Genomic DNA, 20013 nt, shown 5'->3' with positions numbered 1-20013 from the left:
CTGCGGCAGGTATTAAATACACTAACGCTGACCAAACTGATACCCAACCGACAACCGCTACCGCATCTAACCAATCTTTCTTATCCATGCATATCTCCACAAGAAGGCGACCTGCAGAGATAAAGCATAAACAATGCCAATTTTATAAATAACCCAAAGTAATAGTGTTAAATATCAGTATCAGCTTTAGTTATCTAAAACACTCCATGCAATTCAACGGTTCATTGAGTTGAAGCGACTCTGGGTGGTCTTGCAGAAACTCGATGAAGCAGTCTGCCATAGAGTCAGTGGTGACCGTGCCATCACCGATCATATCCAACACAGCGTTATAGCCCTCTTTGCCTTTCATTGTATAGGCTGACGACGCGCCCCGGTAAATACGGTTGCGAGAAACAGCTTGCCAACCTGAATCATCAGAGTGAATTTCTAGATGGTGAATCCTGTGTCCTATAGGCGCTTCTTTGTGGTAACAAAACCTCAAATTATGTGTATAAGGAAAGCTACCTGAACCTGTGCCCACGACACCATTATCAATCGCGTTATTGATTGCACCTTCAAGCATGCCAGCGATCGTTTCACCTTTTACTTCATACACACCAATAGGTACTGCAAACGGTAGTAGTTTTCCGGCAATATCGGCAACAGAGACATCGCCGCTGTTCAGTGAATTTCTTACACCACCGGCGTTGTGAATGGCAAAGTCAACCTGATGCCCTTTCTTGTTCATTAGATGGTGAAATGATTGAGCAACCAAGGGGGCTAGTTGACTCGGGCCTTTAGCATCTGGAATACGTACATGGCGAAGTTTAGTGTCTGCATGAGCAATCACTTGTTGCTGAAGCTTTCGAACTCGCGGCTGGTATTTATCCGTCAGAATGCTCTGCAGCTCAGGATCTTTCTTACACACTGCAATATTAGGGTGATTGTTTAAAAACTCACACGCCATATCGTGGGCATCGTCTTGCCCTACTTCACTCAGTTTCGCGTCTATAAAGAGTCGACGGCCTAATAACAGTTCGTTTTTACCATTGAAGTGCGTCACTTTGCCTTGAGAATCGAACTCGATTTCGCAGTGTCCTAAGCTCATGGCGTGGAAACCCGCTTGCACAACATAGGTATCGCCAATTTTCACACCGTATTCATCATCTTTAACTAAGCCGATATCAGAGAAATCACCTTGTAAGCGATGACTATGACCACCAACGATGACACCAATACCTGTTACGTTGGCTGCTAACTCTAAATCAGCTTCGTAACCAAGATGGCTAAGTAACACAATCTTGTTGATACCTGCTTGATGGATTTGCTCAATGGTCCCTTTTGCTGTTTCCAAAGCATTTTCAAACGGTGTATCGATATCTGGGTTAGCGATGCCTGCCATCTTGTCGATGCTTAAGCCGAATATTGCGACCTTCTCGCCATCAAACTCTTTCGTTATAAAAGAAGCACTTCGTGTTTCAGGCAGATAAGGCTTAACAATGTCGTTGTCCGCTAGCGTATGAGTTTTATTGATATCCTCATTCGATAGATGCCAGTTACCGGCCAACAGCGGGAATTTGATTCTTTTCGCGAAAATCGCAACGGGCTCATTACCCATGTCTAACTCGTGATTACCGAGCGTCATGGCATCTATATTAAGGGCATTCAACAAATCGGCATTGGCTTTTCCCTTGAATAAGGAAAAGTACAACGTGCCCTGGAAGCAGTCACCAGCGTGCAAGAACAAGGTTCCAACCTTCTGACGCTGGGCATCTTGTTCTATTTGTTTGAAGCGTGTTGAAATTCGAGCAAAGCCACCAGCACTGACATAAGGTTCAATGATGTGGTTGTTCATTTTAAGTGATAGCTGTAACGAGGTTGGTTCAAAGTATGAGTGGGTGTCGTTGATGTGTGCCAACACTATTTTTGTCGGCTTATTCTTTTTAGTCATATTTTCTTCTCTCTTTGTCCCTTCATACTAGGTCGAGAATCATGACAGAATCGTGAATTTTATGAAACTGCACTGCAAAAAAATACTCGAGATAGATCAAAAATCTCATTTTGCACCGTATTAATAAACAACGGGTTTTGTGACAGGTGAGCATACCGCATTTGGATTTTTCGATTATGATTAAAGATATCTGTTAGCTTTCAAATAATTAGCAGAGCCTTCCGTTAGGAGTAAGCCTATGCAACTAGAAAGAATCGAGATTTCTGGCTTTCGAGGTATCAAGCGCATGTCACTCGCGTTTGACGAGCTAACCACGCTTATTGGTGAAAATACTTGGGGTAAGTCTTCATTATTGGATGCCCTTTCCGTCATTCTGCCCTCAGACGGTGTGCCATATCACTTTGAAATGACCGATTTTCATGTCGATTACTCTGTTTCACACCCGCAGTCTCAACATCTTCAAATTGTTCTCGCTTTAAAAGCTAACGATAAGAGCGAACTTAACGCAGGTCGTTATCGCAAACTCAAACCTATTTGGGTTCAAGATGAATTTGGCGTATTTCGCATCTACTATCGCATCAGCGCGACGTTAGAACAGTATGAGACAACAACACACTATGCATTCCTTGGTTTGGACGGTAATCCGCTCAAACTCCATCACTCAGAAAAGCTCGCTCAAGAATTAATGACCTTACATCCTGTGATCCGTTTACGAGACGCAAGGCACTTTGATCGCCCTTTCAACGGAAATTCACTCAACCACAATGCTCACCTGCCGACTAATGTTCACGCTAATAACGGTCACGCTAACAATGCAAACGGAAATGGGAACAACAATCCAAATAACGGGCATGGGAACGGACATAATCACACAACCAATGGTCATGGCACGAATGGAAACGCCAGCAACGGCAATGGCAATGGCAATGGCAATGGCCGTCAGGCAAGAATAGAAAAACGAATAGACAACACCTGCCGCCGTCTTATGGCGATACCCGGACATGTTAATAAAGGTGAAATGCGCAGTAGCCTAGAGTCGATGCAAAGTTTGATTGAGCACTATTTTTCTTTCAAAAGTACTTCTCGTCGTAACCCTAGAAAACAGCGAGACGGATTGCTTTATTCTGCGGGTACCAATGATCAGAGTATTCATCAACTCGTCGAAGAGACCAAGAACAAACAAACTCGCTTATTATTCATGGGGTTACTTAACGCTTATCTACAAGCTAAAGGGCCAAACGACTTAAGGCGATGTGCGCGCCCTCTGTTGATCCTTGAAGATCCAGAAGGTCGATTGCACCCAACACACTTGGCAAGGGCTTGGAGCTTGATGCAGAAATTGCCCATGCAGAAAATCCTGACCACCAACAGTGGCGACCTACTTGCGGCGGTCCCACTTCAATCGATTCGTCGCTTGGTTCGTCAGTCAGACAAAACCATCGCCAATCAACTCAACATGAACCATTTCAGTAAGGATGAACTTCGACGAATTGGTTTTCATATCCGTTTCCACCGCTCTGGGGCACTATTTGCTCGCTGTTGGCTATTAGTAGAAGGTGAAACCGAGGTTTGGTTGTTCAATGAACTTGCCAACCAATGTGGCTATAACCTAGCAGCGGAAGGTGTGCAGATTATTGAGTTCGCCCAATCAGGACTTAAGGCGTTGATTAAGGTCGCGCAAGAGTTTGGCATCGATTGGCATGTGGTAACTGACGGCGATGCGGCGGGTAAAAAATACGCAGCAACGGTGCTATCGAAGCTTGGTAATGATCAGGAAAGACATCGACTCACGGAACTGCCAGATAAAGATATCGAGCATTACCTATATATGAATGGATTTGAGAGCTTTTTCCGTGACATGGTTAAGATTCCATACGATCACCCTATCCCTCCAAAGAAAGTGGTTGCCAAGGTATTGAAGAAACATGCAAAACCCGACCTTGCACTCGCCATTGTTTCTCATTGCGAGAATCAAGGACAAGAATGCATTCCGCTTTTATTAAGGTGGACATTAAAACGCGTGATCACCATGGCGAATGGAAATACCTAAACATAATTTGTTTTATAGATGCTATCAGTTGCTCTACTGATGAAATATTTAGCTAGTCGCCTCAACCAAAAAAGGCACACCAAACGGTGTGCCTGTATAAATCGATATACAAATTAATTGGGGGTTATCTTGCAAGAGTTCACAGTGACTAACTAAGGTTAGGTTAACGAATTAAGCCTTTGCCTGTTTAGCGTGTTGTTCAACAACTTCCGAAGATTGAGTCGATTTCTCGTGAAGCCATAGCCCCGTTGCTTTCATCAAGTATCCAAATACACCACCAAACAGTAAAGATGGCACTACAAGTTGCCAATCACCACCTGCAGCAAACGTCGCACAGCAACCAATGAAGGTGCCTGGGATATAACCTAGCCACGCTTGTTTCGCTTGAATACACATAAAGAAAGCCACAATAGCAGTAATCATGTAGCCTAAAATCTCTAACCCTGCGAAGGTTGAGCTTTCGATAATCACCATTGCCCAGAATACGCCAGTCATGTTGGTCAATAAGCTACCTGCTAGTCCTTTAACGCCGCCTGTTGGCGAAGCAAAGTAACTGGTGCAACCTAAGAAACCTGCCCATGACAATAAGCCGAAAGAGATAGCAATCCATCCCCATAGACCTGACAAAATACCTGTTGTTAATGAAATCGCGACTAATGTACTCATACTATTTCTAAAGCCTAATTACGTAATTGAACGCAACCGGATTTAGCCTCACTTAAAATCAAGTAAGCATACTATGGGAAGATAGCCCTTATTTAGCCGATCACGATCACATTAACAATGTATGCAGATGTGTATTTATCACTAGATAGAGACCGGAATCGCTTATTCAACATATTTAGTTATTAGCATTGGTGTTGAATAGCGGCTAAAGAACCGACCGTTTGCCTTTCATCATGCGCTTACCTTCACGCTTGATACATTCAGCAAGTGGGTTCTCTGCCATGTCAGCACGCCAAATAAAGGACAAGGTTCTTTCCATTTCAAGCTCAGAAACATTCAACGTCACAAGTTGACCTGACTCAACAAACTGTTCGACATCTAGATAAGGTAAACACGTTAAATATGGGCCGTTTGCAACCAAACTTCTTAAAACAGGAACGTGTTCATACTCTCGCCATACATCGAGATCGCCAATTAAATGGTGAATAGAGCTATCAAAAACTTTGCGAGTACCCGAACCATGTTCGCGTAATACCCACTTTGCTTGTTCTAATTGTGCCAAGCTGACTCGTTCGCGCTTCGCAAACGGGTGATGAGCCGATGCAACCACCGTTAAATGGTCGGTACACCACACTTCTTGGTGAACTCGGTTGTCATCACAACGACCTTCGATAACACCCAAGTCATATTGATAATCTAATACACCATCAATGACTGCGTCGGTACTTTGCACGCCAAGCGAGATTCGCATCTCAGGAAAGTCGTTATCAATAATACTGATGAGATCCGGAACGAGGTGTTCCGCTGGAGTTTGGCTAGCACCTAATTTGAGTTCGCCACTCAACAAATGCTGCTCGTAAAAACCCATCTCAATTTGCTGCGCATCTTGCAGTAAACGCTTCGCTTTTGGTCTTAACCACATCCCCCAATGAGTCAGGGCCATTTGCTTGCCCTGCCTTTCAAACAAAGGCCTGCCGAGCATTTTTTCCAACTGTGCAAGAGACATACTTGTTGCTGACTGAGTCAACGCCAATTTGTCTGCTGCCTGACTAACGCTCCCGGAGTCTGCTACTGCATCAAATACCGCGAGTTGCTTTAATGAATAACGCAAAATTCATCCTTAATGCTTTTAATTATTTGTGTCCTGATGCTCGTTTTTTATAAAGCCAATGAGCAATCAATTTCATTCTACGCGTAACCAAATCTATATCAATAAATTTGATGTGGTTTCTAAAAATTATCAATTTTACCTCTACCCCTCAACGCCCTAATCTGGAATGGCAGGACACAACGAGCCCTGCAAAACATTACTGATTAACCATTACGGATTAACCAGGTCATTAACACTAGGAATTACACATGACGGATTGTTCAAGGGGGGGATATGGCAACCAGCACTTCTGAAAATCATCAACTGTTCTCACCAACAGAAATGATGGCGGAAGCAGAGAAGTTTGCATTAAGTAAAGCAAATAAAACCAGCAGCATGACATTGAGTTTGGCAATCATGGCTGGCGCATTCATCGGGCTTGCTTTTTTATTCTACATCACGGTAACCACGGGCAGCGCTGATGCTGGATGGGGACTGAGTCGCTTAGCCGGCGGTCTTGCCTTCAGTATGGGTTTGATCTTGATTGTGATTTGCGGTGGTGAGCTATTTACCAGCTCAGTGTTATCAAGCATCTCATGGGCTAACAAGCAAATCACCTTCACGAAGATGCTGTCTATCTGGGGCAAGGTGTATGTCGGCAACTTTATCGGTGCCATGTTCCTATTGGCTTTGGTAAGCGCAGCAGGCTTGTATCAACTGGATGGCGGGCAATGGGGCTTAAACGCTTTAAACATTGCTCAACACAAGCTACACCACACCCCAGTTCAAGCGTTTGCTTTGGGTGTGCTTTGTAACTTGTTGGTGTGTTTAGCGATTTGGTTAACGTTCAGCTCTGCTAACGCAATGACCAAAGCAATGATGACCGTGTTACCCGTTGCAATGTTCGTAAGCTCAGGCTTTGAACACTGTGTGGCGAATATGTTCATGGTTCCGCTAGGCATCACGATTCAAGCATTCGCACCAGAAAGCTTCTGGATGCAAATCGGCGCAACACCAGCCCAGTATGCAGACCTAAACGTCATGCAATTTGTCACCGCAAACTTAATACCAGTGACAATCGGCAACATCGTAGGTGGTTCAGTATTGGTCGGCTTAGCGAACTGGAGCATCTACCGTCGCCCACAACTTAAAGCAGCAAAAATTACCGCTATTACACAAACAACAGAAATTACGTCAGTTAAGGAAATTACTATGAACACAGCAACTACTATCAAGCAAATCATGAACACTCAACCAATTACACTGAGCGTAGAAATGCCAACATCAGTCGCGATTGATACACTTTTAGACGCGCAACTTGTTAGCGCTCCTGTTTGCGATGTTGAAGGTCGTCTAGTGGGTATCTTCTCTGTTCATGACGTAATGGTTGACCTTTGGTGCCAAGATTACATCCCAACTAAAGGCCAAAAAGTTGTAGACCTAATGAGCCGTGACGTTGTGGCAATCGACGCAAACGACAAGCTAGTGGACGTTGCTGAGTTCCTATGCATCGACAAAGAGCAACTGTACCCGACGACAAGCATGGGCTTCGCTACTCGCCTGACATCTCTTTCTCTAGAAGAGCGTGCAAAAGCGATGAAAGTAAGCCAACCACATATGCTTCCAGTGTTAGAAAACGGCGTAATGGTAGGTGTGTTGACTCGCATTGAAGTGATGCAAGCACTACGTCCAATCTACGGTGACCGACTAAACGTGGTTCCACAAGCTGAACTAGAAACGGCTTAACTAATCTTAAGTTGAACTATTAGGGATTAGTAGTTCAATTAGATAACTCAGTCATGGCAACGTTGACTGGCTAGAGGTAAACGGTGGCTTTTAACGTACTAAACGGTTTGACACAAAACAGACCTAAACGCGTTGCCATTTATCTCAATAAAAAAGGCGCAAAGTGAAAACTTTGCGCCTTTCTCTATTTCTAACTGTTGCTTTCTAAGTATCTATTTAACTTTTGGTGTTACATAAGAGATTGATACTAGTTAGCGATCAACAATAGCTAGATTACTTCTTTACACCTTCAACGTGTAGATCCATATCTACATAGCTTGAAGCGCCCATTACTGGAATGTTGAAGTCAGCAAGTTCTAGACGAGTTGTACCAACGAAACCTGCACGCTCACCGCCCCATGGGTCTTGACCAGCACCGATGAATTCAGCTTCGATAACGATAGGCTTAGTTACACCGTGAAGCTTAAGGTCACCCATTACTTCAAGTTTGCCGTTGCCTTTATCAACCACTTTTGTGCTGTTGAAAGTAGCGTCAGAGAATTTACCTGCATCAATGAAGTCAGAGCTACGGATGTGCTTGTCACGCTCTGCGTGGTTTGAATCAAGGCTTGTTGTATCAATAGTTACGTTTACTTTTGATGCTTCAACGTTGCTTTCATCAAATGAGAAATCACCTGAGAATGTGTTAAAACGGCCTTGGATAAAGCTATAACCTAGGTGGCTAACTTTAAAGTTAACTGAAGCATGCGCACCTTTTGTATCAATCACGTAATCAGCGGCGTTCGCAGCGAAAGGCATTGCCATAGCAAATGCTAATCCTGTAGCGATAATTGACTTTTTCATTTTGAAGCTCCTATCATTTTTCGTAGCGTATCGTCTTTGTCGATAACGTGGTGTTTTATCGCCGCTAAGGCGTGCACTGATGCCATAATGATCAGTACCCATGCAGCATAGTAGTGAACCGTACCTGCGAGATCAGATTGGTTTGCAAACAGTTCGCCCATACTTGGTACAGTGAACCAATTGAATACCTCTATCCCGCGGCCATCTGATGTCGAAATCAAATAACCTGAAATAAACAAAACCGCTAAGTTGATGTACATGAAGCCGTGAGCGATCTTCGCTGCTGCAACTTCATAGCTTTTACCTTCCACTTTAGGTGACGCGGTAACTATTTTCCAGACCAAGCGGATAACGGTAACGGCAGCCAAAAGAATGCCTACCGAGCGGTGATAGTCTGGCGCTGTTTTGTACCACTCGCTGTAGTATGAAAGATCAACCATCCACAGGCCTACACCAAATAAGCCAAATACCGCGAGAGCTGAAATCCAATGCATCGCTCTTGCTAAAGGGTTGTAATTTCTAACGTTGTTGTCCATGCATCTCTTCCGAATGTTAACGAATCGTGTAGTTTTGAAAAGCGTACCCTACACTAAGTTTGTGTAACATATTATTTACCAAGCTTTACAATAGTTACATCATTTCAAATTAAACGAGTTATTCAAATTATTTGAACAAGTTTGGGCTAAACGTTAGATTTCAACGATTTGTTCGATCTCGTAAAGCTCATCTGAGATATCTAACATTTTACGTTCCATGACTTTTTGAGCGTCTTCTATCCCTTTGTTGTAGTAAACCGCCCCAAACTTTTTACTTATGAAATCGACCAAGAATTCTGTGTCGAACTGACCAAGCTCCACATCGAGTTCATCCTGCAGGTACTTTTGGAGCGTATGAGTAAGCTCAGACTTTTGTTTCGAATCTAATTGAATGGTCATGAATGTTTCCAAATAAAGAGTAAGTAGATCAATTGTGATTTGCTGACTAGACTATAGTCGAGGTAACTAGCTAGAATTCCTCATAATTTAGAATACAGACCTGTAGAGCGCCAGTGCTATCCATAAAATCACTCAGCAATGGTTAATTTTGATAGAGAGATCAAGAACTCGCACTTTGACGATAGGTAACGGAACCGCAATTACCGTACTATTGCCCATCAATAAGATAGTAGCTGTGTATAAGGGACTTCATTGTTATTAGATCTAGTGATTAAAAGCGTTAATCAATTTCAAGACGATTGCCTAAAGCTCTGTGAACGCCACTACCCTACTGTACACAATCAAGGGATCAGTGAGCACCATATAGGAAAGGCATTTGCTCGACGAATGGAGCACACCTTCGTTAGCTTTAATCATGCAAGCAACATCAGCCCGCTCGAAATGCTTTCTTCTGGTGAAACCCCACGACACTTCCGAATCTCCTCTGAAATAGGAACAGTTTGGATGATCAGTCACCACATGGTGAGCGCGGGGAAAACTTGTCGTAGAAAGTTGATGTTGGACATTCATAACTGGCAATCAGAGTATGGATTTGCAATCCAACCCAATGACGTTTTGATCATTGTCTCCGACCATTGGATAACCCGAAGTAAAAACAGCGGTGAACTATTGCATTGGTGGATGGGTGAACTCCCAGACGAGATCACGGAATATAGCCAACAAGGTATCACGCTAAGAGAGAGTGATTCTCAATTCGCTACTGACTTAAATAATAATTTTAAAATCAGCCCTTGCTTCATTAAATTTGGACACCCTTTAAAACGGTCAAGAAATCAACAACTGGTTCGTAAATACCTGCAACTTTATGCGGTACTTCAATGGCAGTAGGAATACGGGTCAACTTTTTCGTTCAGTTTTGAAAGTACATTGTTAGACCTCTATCCCAATATTTTATAAAAATACATATCAAGCCCTGCCCAATAATCAATCAAAGTTTATCTTCAATAAAATAATAACTTATCAGATCATCATTCATATTTTGAGAAGTAGATATCATTTATATGCAAACGGAGCTGCTTGTTGATATTGCAACTTTGACATTCCCCCATAACCTGGGGCTTTGTCCCTACTTTTAACTGGTGTATTTACGCTGAAAGCTTATATTGATTGATGTTGATATGAGATAGATTACTCAGAGATTAAATTCACAATAATCATTATTAATGGTGAATGATAAATAATTTTAATGACTAATATCAATTATCATGCTGTTTTTTCGTTAATTATATTTAATTAAATATTGGCTCTACAAGTGAGTTTTTATTAATTGACAATTTAGTAACACCTGTCAATATTGTGACAGCCGTGACGTATATTCTCGTCATTAAATAAACACCTTTATTAGCGACTATGATTTTATCAGACAGAAGTGAATTTGTTAGCTGTATATCTGTGGACGCCGATATGCAGTTTATTGCGAAATATCAAGACCTAACACTTAGAAGTGTCTACCAACCTATATTTGATTCTTCTATGACTCAGATAGGTGTCGAGGCTTTGGTGCGCATTTCAAATAACAAAGGTGATATTGTTCGTCCTGATCACTTCTTCCATTCCGACGAAACCTCAAGCACAGACAAAATCAATGTAGAGAGGTTGAGTCGAGCGATTCATATCCGTAACTTCGCACAATCGACAATCCGTCATTTACATCTATTTTTGAACGTTCTTCCAAACGTTGGTGAGTTGTTTGCTGCAGAAAAGGTCAGCGATAGCTTGTTAGCTAAACGCCTTCACGAGCTTAACCTTTCATGCGAACAGATAGTGATGGAGTTGGTAGAGTTGAACGCAGAAAGTGAAGAGCGTTTGAAAGATGCCGCTCTTTCTCTTGCGGATAATGGCTTTCAAATAGCGGTCGATGATTTTGGAACACAAGCATCAACCGAACAACGCGTTCGTCACATTAACCCTCATATCATCAAGATAGACCGCTCGGTTATGTTGGACTTTGAACAAGGCGACACTCGAGAAATGGAGTTAGTACTTGATCTTGCAAACCAAATTGGCGCAAAGACAGTGATTGAAGGCATAGAAACCCAACAACAACTCCAAGCGATGCAGAGCTTAGGCTTCAATATGTATCAAGGCTATCACTTAGCCATGCCAAAGCCGATTGAATTAGACATACGGCTAGCAATCTAGAATTGCCCTATCCTTCTCAAAGCCGCTTGACCATTGAGTAGCGGATTTTTTAATGCTTGCCTATTCGTACCCTCATACCGCTCTCACGTGTCAACACATTTCAGGACGGGACAACACGCATAAAAAACCCAGTCAAATTTGACTGGGCTGGCTTAAAAGAATCTGTTTTATATCATTCCCTAATAACCCGCAGTGGACGGTTTGATTCTATATAAAATAGCGAACATCACCGGTACTACTATTAGCGTTAGTACGGTAGCAAAGCCTAAGCCTGCCATGATGGTAATCGCCATCGAGCCGAAAAATGCATCGAATACCAAAGGAATCATACCCAAGATAGTCGTTAATGCTGCCATAGATACCGGTCGTACACGACTAATCGCACTGTCGACAACCGCTAAATATGGGTCTTTACCTGTTGATAGCTCACTGTTGATTTGGTCAAGCAGTACAATGCCGTTCTTCAAAATCATGCCGCTTAGACTCAATAAGCCAAGGAACGCTGTGAAGCTGAATGGCATATTGGTACCTAACAGACCAATTGAAACACCAATGATAGAGAGTGGCACCGTAAACCAAATCACAAGCGGCTTACGAACCGAGTTAAACAGAAGCATCGTGATGATAAACATCAGCAAGTAACCCATTGGCAGTGAGCCAAACAGAGATTCTTGCGCATCTTTAGAGCTTTCGTACTCACCACCCCAGCTAATGCTGTAGCCTTCTGGTAAATCTAATGCTTCTACCTTTGGTTTCACACGAGCAAACAGACTCGCTGGCGTTTCATCACCAAGAACATCGTGGTCAGCCAATACTGTTAGCGTACGTTTTCTGTCGCGACGCTGAATCAGTGGCTCAGACCATTGAAGCTCTACGCCATCAATCACTTGCTCAACTGGGATGTAAGTTTGTAGTGATGGGCTCCAAATCTTCACATTGTTTAGCGATTCGAAATCAAAACGCTCTTCTTCCGGTAAACGCGCCACGATAGGTAACATATGAGTACCATCACGCAGTAGGCCGATGTTGTAACCGCCAAACGCCATCTGTAATGTCTCAGACAAGTCAGTTTTTGAAATGCCTAGGCGACGAGCCTTAGATTCGTTGAACAGTGGTACAAGTTCTTTAGTGCGTTCACGCCAGTCATGACGAACATTTCGAGAGCCTGGATCGGCAAGCAAGATGTCTTCGACTTCAACTGCAATGTTACGCAGTACTTGTGGATCGGCACCGATAATACGCGCTTCAATTTTTGAAGCGGGTGACGGACCAAACTCAATCAACTTGAACTGGAACTTTGGTTGCTCAAATTCGTTCGCTAAGTCTTTGTCTAGCGCCGCTAGAGCCTTAAACATAGTGTCGCGGTCAGTGGTTCTTACTTGTAACTGGGCGTACGCTTCGTAGCTTTTCTCTGGTTGGTAAGTCAGTGCGAAACGTTGCATGCCCTGCCCAACCGTTGTCGTTACAAACTCCACGTCGTCTTGCTGGCGAATGTAGCTTTCAACTTTTTCTGTCTGCTTGATCGTTTCACGAACATCGGTGCCTTCTGGCATCCACATGTCTACGTAAAACATTGGGGTATTTGACGGCGGGAAGAACTGCTGCTTCACCATACCAAAACCGACGACAGAAACTGCTAATAGAGCGACCATACTAACTACAGTAAGCCATCTAAATCGAAGTGCTACTTTCAGACACGCACCGAATACCACAAACAGGATGCCTTTGTATGGGTCTTCGTTCTCATCAACCTTGTCTTCTTCTTTAAGCAACATCTCGGCAAGGAATGGCGTTAGTGTTAGTGCAGTTACCCAACTCAAAAACAGTGAGAAACACAGTACCCAAAACAGTGAACCCATGAATTCGCCTGTCGCATCCTTCGACAAACCAATCGGTGCAAACGCTGTGATAGCGATAATGGTCGCACCTAACAGTGGCCATTGTGTTTGCTTGACGATGTCTTTCGCTGCTTGAAGCTTGGTTTTGCCTTTCTTCAAGCCCACCAAAATACCTTCAACGACAACAATCGCATTATCCACCAGCATACCCAGCGCGATGATCAGTGCCCCCAGAGAGATGCGGTGCAGTTCAACATCGTTGTAATCCATCAGGATGAAGGTACCGAATACCGTCAATAGAAGAACCAAACCGATGATCAAACCACTGCGTAAGCCCATTGCGAACAACAATACAATGATAACGATGGCTACCGCTTCAACTAGGCTGATTAAGAAGTCAGCCACAGATTTGTCTACTTCTTGCGCTTGGTTGTAGAAGTAATTCAGTTCTACACCCGCTGGCTTAATGCTTTCTAGGCGATCCAGTTCCGCATCCAGTGCTTTACCAATCTCAACCACGTTTACACCAGAAGAGAACGCAATACCCAAGTTGATTGCTGGTTTACCGTTGTACGTTAATACATTGCCCGGCTTTTCTTGAATACCACGAGTTACTTCAGCGACATCTTTCAAGCGAATCAGGTTACCTGTATCGCGACCATGAATGATCAGGTTTTCTAGTTCTTCAACCGTGCTTAAGGTGCCGTTTGGCTTGATCGTAAGGCTTTGACCATTCAGCATCACCTCGCCTGCCGATACCACACTGTTTTGCTGTGCTAGCAGTGACGTAACCGTCGACATATCTAGGTTCAATGCGGCTAAGCGTTCCAGTGACATCTCAACAAACAGTTGTTCTTGTTGGTCACCTGCAATGCTTACTTTACCGACACCGTCGACCAGTTCGATTTCACGCGTTAGGTAATCTGCGTACTGTTTGAGCTCAACGTAATCGTAACCATCACCGGTCAGCATGATCATCACACCAAACACATCACCAAAATCATCGATGATCTGAACGGAATTTACACCACTTGGCAGTGTTGGTTGTAGATCGTTGATCTTACGGCGCATTTCATCCCAGATCTGAGGCAGCTCGTCTGGACCGTAGTCCATCTTCATACTGACCATAATTTGGGACATACCGTTCGATGATGTCGAGGTAATCTTGTCGATGTACGGAAGCTGTCTTATCTCTTTTTCTAGTGGGTAAGTCAGCTCTTCTTCAACTTCCATTGACGTAGCGCCAGGGTAAGTTGAAATAATCATTGCATCTTTAATGGTAAAAGCTGGGTCTTCTAAACGGGATAGATTACCAAAAGACGTCACACCGCCAATGGCCAAAATGACTAGAAACAGCCAGCTGATTACTTTGTTCTTTATTGAATATTCTGCGATGTTCATTCTGCTTTTCCTGACAATTGGATTCCGTCACGGAGTTTTCTTAAATTCGAATTTACGAGTAGCTCACCTTGCTCAACACCATGAGCGATGAGTGCGCCTTGGCCACTGATCTTGTCGACTTCTACTTCGCTTTTGAATGCTTGTCCGTCTTCCATTTTCCACACATAGAACTGATTCGCTTCAGAGCCCGCTTCTAGCGTTGTCATTGGTAATTGGTAGCCTTGAACATCGCTCAGGCCCGCTTTCGCCATGTCTACATTGACCGTAACGCTCGTGCCCGGCAGAATTTCACTTTCAGGCTGCTGCATCTGCATCCAAAATTCGTAGGTACGGGATTGTGGGTGCAGTTCACTGGTGTGTTCTAGATACGTCAGTGGATATTGGCCTGTGTGACCGCCAAAGGTCGCCTCAGGACGATAGCTATTTGAACGCATGTCTGGGCTAATTGACGCCAAGATCGAATCTGATACTTGAATTCGCACATACACCTTGTCGTTCTGGTACACACTCAGTAGTGTTTCTCCAGGCGTCGTATTTTCGAATCGTTGCTTATCGACAGTTGAAACTGTTCCTGAGAATGGCGCTAAAAGTTCTGTGTAACCTAGCTTGCGTTTTGCCGCCGCCAAATTCGCCGATGCGAGCTTGTAGTTAGCCGTCAGTTGGTCGTGTTCTGATTGCGATAACATTTCGCTGCCAAACATCTCAGTACCACGGGCCAACTGTTTGCTCGCCAGTTTGAATTGAGATTGAGCATCAGTCAGATCTTGGACGTACGTTGCGTTATCTAAGGTGGCTAATAACTGCCCTTTTTCGACATTGTCGCCCGCTTCTACTAATACTTGTTGAATCTCGCCTGCTAGCTTAAATGCCAAGGGAGTCAATTCAGCTGGCATCACCTGTCCATTAAAACTTCTGAACTGATTAGTAAGCGGTGCGCCAACTTCAAAGGTAGAAACCAACAAAGGTGGTTGTTCACGGTGAACAGCTTCATTGTTACAGGCTTGAAGTAACAGAACCGACGCGACAACAACTGATAATTTTGAAAGGTTCATTAAATACCGCCCTCACGAAGCCAAGCTTTTACTTGTTGTCCGTCTGATAACACATCCACACCCGCTTCAACGATAAGGTCACCAGACGACAATCCGTCGATAACCTTGCCTTGCTCATCAAGAAGGACTTGTACTTTAGAAATCAGTTGAGAGTCAGGGTTATAACGCCATAGTTCACCATGGGCTACGTCTTTGTTTAACCAAGCTGAATCCACAATACCAATGCCGTAGTCAGATTTACTTTTCTGAACTTCAACTTGCGCTGTCATACCAGAAAGTAGATTGATGCCTTCTGGCTTTTCGATAGACACAACCGCTTGGTAGCTGTTGGTATCTTCATCTGGTTGCGTTGAGATTTCTTTAAAGCGAGTCGGGATACGAATGCCGCGGTGGCTGTCCATCACAACCCACATGTTTGAGCTCGTTAGGTCTTGAATAGAACGGTCTTCAAGCTTTGATACTGGAATTGAAAACGTCACATCCATTTCACTGTGATTCAAAATATTCAGTACAGGCTGCTTTTCTGCGATCAATTGATATTGCTTTCCAAACACCATCGATACCACGCCATCGAATGGAGCAACTAAGGTAGTGTAGCCAAGGTTTGTTTTTGCTTGGTCCAACTCAACTTCAGCGGCAGTAAAGGTGTTTACGGCTTGGTCGTAGTAATCGGTACTGACCAGTTTTTTCGCATACAACTCAGAAGCTTGTTTGTATTGGCTGTTCGCCAGATCAAATTTAGCTTGGGCTGCGTCAACGGCAATACGGTAATCCGTCGCGTCTAATACGGCTAACACCTGACCTTTCTTCACTTCTTGTCCCATACGAACATCGAAGGTTTCTATATCTCCACCCACTTGGAAAGAAAGTGCCGCACGGTCGGTTGCATCAACCTTTGCAATGAAGCTATCGAGATCAATATCAGTCTGTTGTGGGATTTCGAACAGCTTGACTGGCTTGATTACCTGCACATTTTCCTCTGACTGAACTTTGTCACATCCAGTTAGAGAGCCTGCGAGCAATAGTGCTGCAATAACAGCTCCCATGCGCTTGCTCGATATGGCATTGATCGACAAATTGAACTGCATGATGCCTCTCCGTTTAATTATTATGATTTATTACACAGGTGGGCAGTATATTTAATATTAAATAATTCTCAAGCTTTACTTTCCACTTGTGCAGTATTTTTTATTTCAGTAAAAACAGTGTAGAATGTTGTAATCAGGTAATTATGTGAAATGAAGATGACCGAAAAGAAGCAAGGTAGAAGAAGTGCAAAAGACGCCGAAGAGACGCGTTTTTTGATCATGAGCGTTGCCGCAGACATGTTCTGTGACTTTGGCTACGATCGTGTATCACTGCGAAACATCAGTGAAAAGGCAGGCGTCTCGCATAGCCTTATCCGCCACCACTTTGGTAGCAAAGAAAAGATTTGGCATGCAATAAGTGATTGTTTACACGATTATTTTCAGTCTTACATCAGTAAGATTATGGAAGAGCTGCCAAAAGATGTTGCGCCAAATATCGCTATCTACCTGTTTAGCATGCGTCTGTTCACCAACATGATTCACTCACGTAGGCCAATGCAGCTTATTTCAGATTCTGTTCGCCAAGAAGACAACCTAGTTGATTACTTCATCGACAATGTCGGCGATGTTGAAAAAGAGATTAACGGGCTTGCCGCTGAGTACAATGCAGCTAACCCAGACAAAATGATCAACATTTACGAAGTTAAATGGCAAATGATCATGTACGCAAACGGCGCTGTATGCCTCACTCCCTTTATGGAAAGCACTTGGAATGAAGGTGATATGGTCACCTCACCCGAAGACGCCCTACTTAAGCATTGGCAGCTTTTCAACACGCAGATGGTCAGCAAGTTCAATATTGATGAAGAGTGGGCTCTAAATCCAACCTCGATTGAAGAGCTGATTTATGAAGTGCCATGTGAATGGAAGTGTAACCAGGAACATAAAGCTTAATCGGGTTCATACCCATGATGAGCTTATAAGATACAAAAACGCGCCGTTACAGAAGTCACTGTAACGGCGCGTTTTTATATGTATAGATCTTTAAACTGGAGCTTTGTACAGCTTATTAGCGACGTGCTTTACCGCGGTTTTGGTGAATCTTAAGCTTCGCTTTCATCTTACGTTTTTCTGATGAACGGCTTTTGCTGCGACCACCACGATCGGGCGCTAGATCTTTTTCAAGGCTTGGTTCAAAGCCCTCTAGCCACTCTTGAGGCAAGCGAGTATCAAGTAATCGCTCAATATCACCCAATAGGTAAGCTTCATCCTGACTCATCAAAGAGATCGCTAAGCCGCTGTTACCCGCACGGCCAGTACGTCCGATGCGGTGAACATAATCTTCTGCTTTAAATGGCATGTCATAGTTCACAACTTGTTCTAGCTGCTGAATATCAATACCACGAGCTGCCACGTCGGTTGCGATCAACGCACGAACTTTGCCTGACTTGAAATCGTCTAGGGCTTTTTGACGCGCACCTTGGCTCTTATCGCCATTGATTGATGCCGCTTTAATGCCGTCTAACTTAAGCTCTTTAACGAGAGCATCAGTGCCCTGCTTAGTCTTTGTGAACACCAACACTTGTTGCCAGTTTTTTGAACCAATCAAATACGCTAATAGCTCACTTTTACGCGACTTATCTACCGGGTAAACCATCTGTGTTACGGTTTCAGCGGTGCTGTTTTTTGGAGTAACTTGGATTTCACTTGGCTTCTGCATCATACGGTGTGCAATCGCTTTGATTTTGTTATCAAACGTTGCAGAGAAGAACAGAGTTTGACGCACTTCGTTCATGCGAGAAAGAATACGCTTGATGTCAGGCATGAAGCCCATATCTAACATACGGTCAGCTTCATCCAGTACCAGTACTTCCGTTTGGCTCAACATGATGTTTCTAGTGAACATGTGATCAATAAGACGACCAGGCGTCGCGACAAGAATATCTGCGCCACCGCGTAAGTTATCAGTTTGCACCTTCATGCTAACGCCGCCGTAAGCCACCACGACTTTAATGTCGGTGCCCTTTGCGTAGCTAGTTAAGTTATCGAAAACCTGTTGTGCCAATTCACGAGTTGGCACTAATACAAGCGCACGAACGAGCTTAGGGTTCGGAATAACGTTGTCTTTTGTCTCGATTAATCTTTGAATAATCGGTAAACCAAACGCAGCCGTTTTACCTGTACCCGTTTGAGCACCAGCCAGTACATCTTTGCCTTCTAATACCAATGGAATTGCTTGTTCTTGAACACTGGTAGGAGCCGTAAAATTAAGCTCAGACAACGTGGCAAGAAGATGCTCAGATAATCCTAGTTGGTTAAAAGATTTTGTAGATTCAGACATAGTATGATGCTCAAAGATTAAATAGGCGCGGATTGTAGCAAACCTGCATTACGCTGTTTACCTTTCCTTTTGATTTTTCTTCATTTGAAGCGCATTAAACTGCTTCGCTTCTTCTAAAACGTTGGGATAAAGCTCATTAAAGTGACACTGCAACGTATCGTAGTGACGTTCGAGGTCATCGTAACATGCCTCGAGCATACCGAGCTTAGGCCTTCTCAACGCCATTCGCTGCAATACCACCTCTATAGACGACATGTCTTGATAGCTCTCTAACCATCGATGCTCAGCCATTTTCTGATGAACCATAACGAAATTTTCTGGCCAGTGTGGCTCTTGATGTTCAAAGATCTGCTCATGGCTATCTAAACAAAAACGTTCTAATGTCTGCTGTGAAAACTGAGCCCAATGATTGGCTAAGCAGTGATCCCAAAACACATCGAGTGCGATAGGCGCAAAGCGTCGTGTTTGGTCTGAGAAAAGTGATTTTGCAGAACGAGATACATCATGACGATCAGTATAGCTATCAACAAATCGATGAAGCCTAATACCGTCAGAAAGGGAATCAGAATAGTGTTTATTAGGGTCGCCTTTAACAAAATCACCTAACAGGTTACCTGCTAAGTTACTGTTACAGTGCTTGGCGATGTGAAGGTGTGCGAGAAAGTTCATTGAACCTCATTAAAGTATCGAGAACTAAGTAACATGGTAAACGTACTCGTTTATCTTCGCGAACTTTAATGAGGATAGTTTTGGTATGACGTGTGAGCGAATACGATTTGCTCAGTTTAGAATTGTTTGCTTTGAGAAGCTTTAGCTAAGAAAACTTTTAGCTTTAAAACGTTTCAGTTGAAACTGAATTAAAGATCTTAAAAGAGCCTGTAATTTAAATTG

The 20013-nt window shown here is 43.5% G+C and carries 16 protein-coding genes; 5 read left to right on the top strand and 11 right to left on the bottom strand.

The window, feature by feature from the left end; genetic code table 11:
- Window positions 1-190: 190 nt before the first annotated feature.
- Window positions 191-1930: a bifunctional UDP-sugar hydrolase/5'-nucleotidase gene (locus AB4161_RS17385; protein WP_372083717.1), complete on the bottom strand. Its 1740-nt coding sequence runs from the start codon at window positions 1928-1930 to the stop codon at window positions 191-193.
- 238 nt (window positions 1931-2168) lie between these two features.
- On the opposite strand from AB4161_RS17385, the gene AB4161_RS17380 reads away from it, so the two are divergent.
- Window positions 2169-3980, top strand: a complete 1812-nt coding sequence (locus AB4161_RS17380; protein WP_372083716.1) for an ATP-dependent endonuclease — start codon at window positions 2169-2171, stop codon at window positions 3978-3980.
- A gap of 171 nt (window positions 3981-4151) precedes the next feature.
- Here the strand turns inward: AB4161_RS17380 and AB4161_RS17375 are convergent, their stop codons facing one another.
- Both AB4161_RS17375 and AB4161_RS17370 read right to left on the bottom strand, forming a co-directional pair.
- Window positions 4152-4646: a DUF1097 domain-containing protein gene (locus tag AB4161_RS17375; protein ID WP_372083715.1), complete on the bottom strand. Its 495-nt coding sequence runs from the start codon at window positions 4644-4646 to the stop codon at window positions 4152-4154.
- A 205-nt stretch (window positions 4647-4851) separates the two neighbouring features.
- Complete coding sequence (locus tag AB4161_RS17370; protein ID WP_102333462.1) at window positions 4852-5757, bottom strand: LysR substrate-binding domain-containing protein; 906 nt, start codon at window positions 5755-5757, stop codon at window positions 4852-4854.
- A gap of 273 nt (window positions 5758-6030) precedes the next feature.
- Between AB4161_RS17370 and focA the strand changes: the two genes are divergently transcribed.
- On the top strand, window positions 6031-7482 hold the full coding sequence (gene focA, locus AB4161_RS17365) for a formate transporter FocA (RefSeq protein WP_050650436.1): 1452 nt from the start codon (window positions 6031-6033) through the stop codon (window positions 7480-7482).
- Window positions 7483-7755: 273 nt separating this feature from the next.
- Here the strand turns inward: focA and AB4161_RS17360 are convergent, their stop codons facing one another.
- The 3 genes from AB4161_RS17360 to AB4161_RS17350 form a co-directional block, all read right to left on the bottom strand.
- Window positions 7756-8325: a YceI family protein gene (locus AB4161_RS17360; RefSeq protein WP_372083714.1), complete on the bottom strand. Its 570-nt coding sequence runs from the start codon at window positions 8323-8325 to the stop codon at window positions 7756-7758.
- Window positions 8322-8861, bottom strand: a complete 540-nt coding sequence (locus tag AB4161_RS17355) for a cytochrome b (protein ID WP_372083713.1) — start codon at window positions 8859-8861, stop codon at window positions 8322-8324. The genes AB4161_RS17360 and AB4161_RS17355 overlap by 4 nt, the downstream gene beginning before the upstream one ends.
- Window positions 8862-9014: 153 nt before the next feature.
- Window positions 9015-9260 carry a DUF2164 domain-containing protein gene (locus AB4161_RS17350; RefSeq protein WP_017059821.1) on the bottom strand — a complete coding sequence of 82 codons (246 nt, stop codon included), beginning with the start codon at window positions 9258-9260 and terminating at the stop codon, window positions 9015-9017.
- A 252-nt stretch (window positions 9261-9512) separates the two neighbouring features.
- On the opposite strand from AB4161_RS17350, the gene AB4161_RS17345 reads away from it, so the two are divergent.
- Together AB4161_RS17345 and AB4161_RS17340 are read left to right on the top strand one after the other, a co-directional pair.
- On the top strand, window positions 9513-10148 hold the full coding sequence (locus tag AB4161_RS17345) for a hypothetical protein (protein WP_372083712.1): 636 nt from the start codon (window positions 9513-9515) through the stop codon (window positions 10146-10148).
- 576 nt (window positions 10149-10724) lie between these two features.
- Window positions 10725-11462, top strand: coding sequence for an EAL domain-containing protein (locus tag AB4161_RS17340; protein ID WP_017059824.1), 738 nt, complete (start codon window positions 10725-10727; stop codon window positions 11460-11462).
- Window positions 11463-11641: 179 nt separating this feature from the next.
- Here AB4161_RS17340 and AB4161_RS17335 read toward each other — a convergent pair whose 3' ends face one another.
- The 3 genes from AB4161_RS17335 to AB4161_RS17325 are packed head-to-tail and all read right to left on the bottom strand — an operon-like array spanning window position 11642 to window position 16841.
- Window positions 11642-14701 (bottom strand): efflux RND transporter permease subunit, encoded by a 3060-nt coding sequence (locus AB4161_RS17335; protein WP_372083711.1) that lies wholly within the window; start codon window positions 14699-14701, stop codon window positions 11642-11644.
- On the bottom strand, window positions 14698-15753 hold the full coding sequence (locus AB4161_RS17330; protein ID WP_372083710.1) for an efflux RND transporter periplasmic adaptor subunit: 1056 nt from the start codon (window positions 15751-15753) through the stop codon (window positions 14698-14700). The genes AB4161_RS17335 and AB4161_RS17330 overlap by 4 nt, the downstream gene beginning before the upstream one ends.
- Window positions 15753-16841, bottom strand: a complete 1089-nt coding sequence (locus AB4161_RS17325; protein ID WP_102319710.1) for an efflux RND transporter periplasmic adaptor subunit — start codon at window positions 16839-16841, stop codon at window positions 15753-15755. Before AB4161_RS17325 ends, AB4161_RS17330 begins: the two co-directional genes overlap by 1 nt.
- Window positions 16842-16991: 150 nt before the next feature.
- On the opposite strand from AB4161_RS17325, the gene AB4161_RS17320 reads away from it, so the two are divergent.
- Window positions 16992-17735 (top strand): TetR/AcrR family transcriptional regulator, encoded by a 744-nt coding sequence (locus AB4161_RS17320; protein WP_017064637.1) that lies wholly within the window; start codon window positions 16992-16994, stop codon window positions 17733-17735.
- Window positions 17736-17850: 115 nt separating this feature from the next.
- Here the strand turns inward: AB4161_RS17320 and AB4161_RS17315 are convergent, their stop codons facing one another.
- Together AB4161_RS17315 and AB4161_RS17310 are read right to left on the bottom strand one after the other, a co-directional pair.
- Window positions 17851-19122, bottom strand: a complete 1272-nt coding sequence (locus tag AB4161_RS17315; protein ID WP_017059829.1) for a DEAD/DEAH box helicase — start codon at window positions 19120-19122, stop codon at window positions 17851-17853.
- 57 nt (window positions 19123-19179) lie between these two features.
- Entirely contained in the window at window positions 19180-19791 is a 612-nt protein-coding gene (locus AB4161_RS17310; protein ID WP_048612524.1) for an ACP phosphodiesterase, read from the bottom strand.
- Window positions 19792-20013 lie beyond the last annotated feature (222 nt).

This window comes from Vibrio sp. 10N.286.51.E5, from assembly GCF_041469125.1.
GTDB classification, from domain to species: Bacteria; Pseudomonadota; Gammaproteobacteria; order Enterobacterales; family Vibrionaceae; genus Vibrio; species Vibrio crassostreae_C.
The sequence above is the reverse complement of the archived record's forward strand: the minus strand, read 5'-3'. Positions and strand labels throughout refer to the sequence as shown.

Bases quoted from the DNA above. Each gene is read 5' to 3' on its own strand.
- AB4161_RS17360 (WP_372083714.1), bottom strand. From the start codon at position 8,325: ATGAAAAAGTCAATTATCGCTACAGGATTAGCATTTGCTATGGCAATG.
- AB4161_RS17310 (WP_048612524.1), bottom strand. From the start codon at position 19,791: ATGAACTTTCTCGCACACCTTCACATCGCCAAGCACTGTAACAGTAAC.
- AB4161_RS17330 (WP_372083710.1), bottom strand. From the start codon at position 15,753: ATGAACCTTTCAAAATTATCAGTTGTTGTCGCGTCGGTTCTGTTACTT.
- AB4161_RS17315 (WP_017059829.1), bottom strand. From the start codon at position 19,122: ATGTCTGAATCTACAAAATCTTTTAACCAACTAGGATTATCTGAGCAT.
- AB4161_RS17350 (WP_017059821.1), bottom strand. From the start codon at position 9,260: ATGACCATTCAATTAGATTCGAAACAAAAGTCTGAGCTTACTCATACG.
- AB4161_RS17335 (WP_372083711.1), bottom strand. From the start codon at position 14,701: ATGAACATCGCAGAATATTCAATAAAGAACAAAGTAATCAGCTGGCTG.
- AB4161_RS17325 (WP_102319710.1), bottom strand. From the start codon at position 16,841: ATGCAGTTCAATTTGTCGATCAATGCCATATCGAGCAAGCGCATGGGA.
- AB4161_RS17380 (WP_372083716.1), top strand. From the start codon at position 2,169: ATGCAACTAGAAAGAATCGAGATTTCTGGCTTTCGAGGTATCAAGCGC.
- AB4161_RS17340 (WP_017059824.1), top strand. From the start codon at position 10,725: ATGCAGTTTATTGCGAAATATCAAGACCTAACACTTAGAAGTGTCTAC.
- AB4161_RS17375 (WP_372083715.1), bottom strand. From the start codon at position 4,646: ATGAGTACATTAGTCGCGATTTCATTAACAACAGGTATTTTGTCAGGT.
- AB4161_RS17355 (WP_372083713.1), bottom strand. From the start codon at position 8,861: ATGGACAACAACGTTAGAAATTACAACCCTTTAGCAAGAGCGATGCAT.
- AB4161_RS17320 (WP_017064637.1), top strand. From the start codon at position 16,992: ATGAAGATGACCGAAAAGAAGCAAGGTAGAAGAAGTGCAAAAGACGCC.
- AB4161_RS17385 (WP_372083717.1), bottom strand. From the start codon at position 1,930: ATGACTAAAAAGAATAAGCCGACAAAAATAGTGTTGGCACACATCAAC.
- focA (WP_050650436.1), top strand. From the start codon at position 6,031: ATGGCAACCAGCACTTCTGAAAATCATCAACTGTTCTCACCAACAGAA.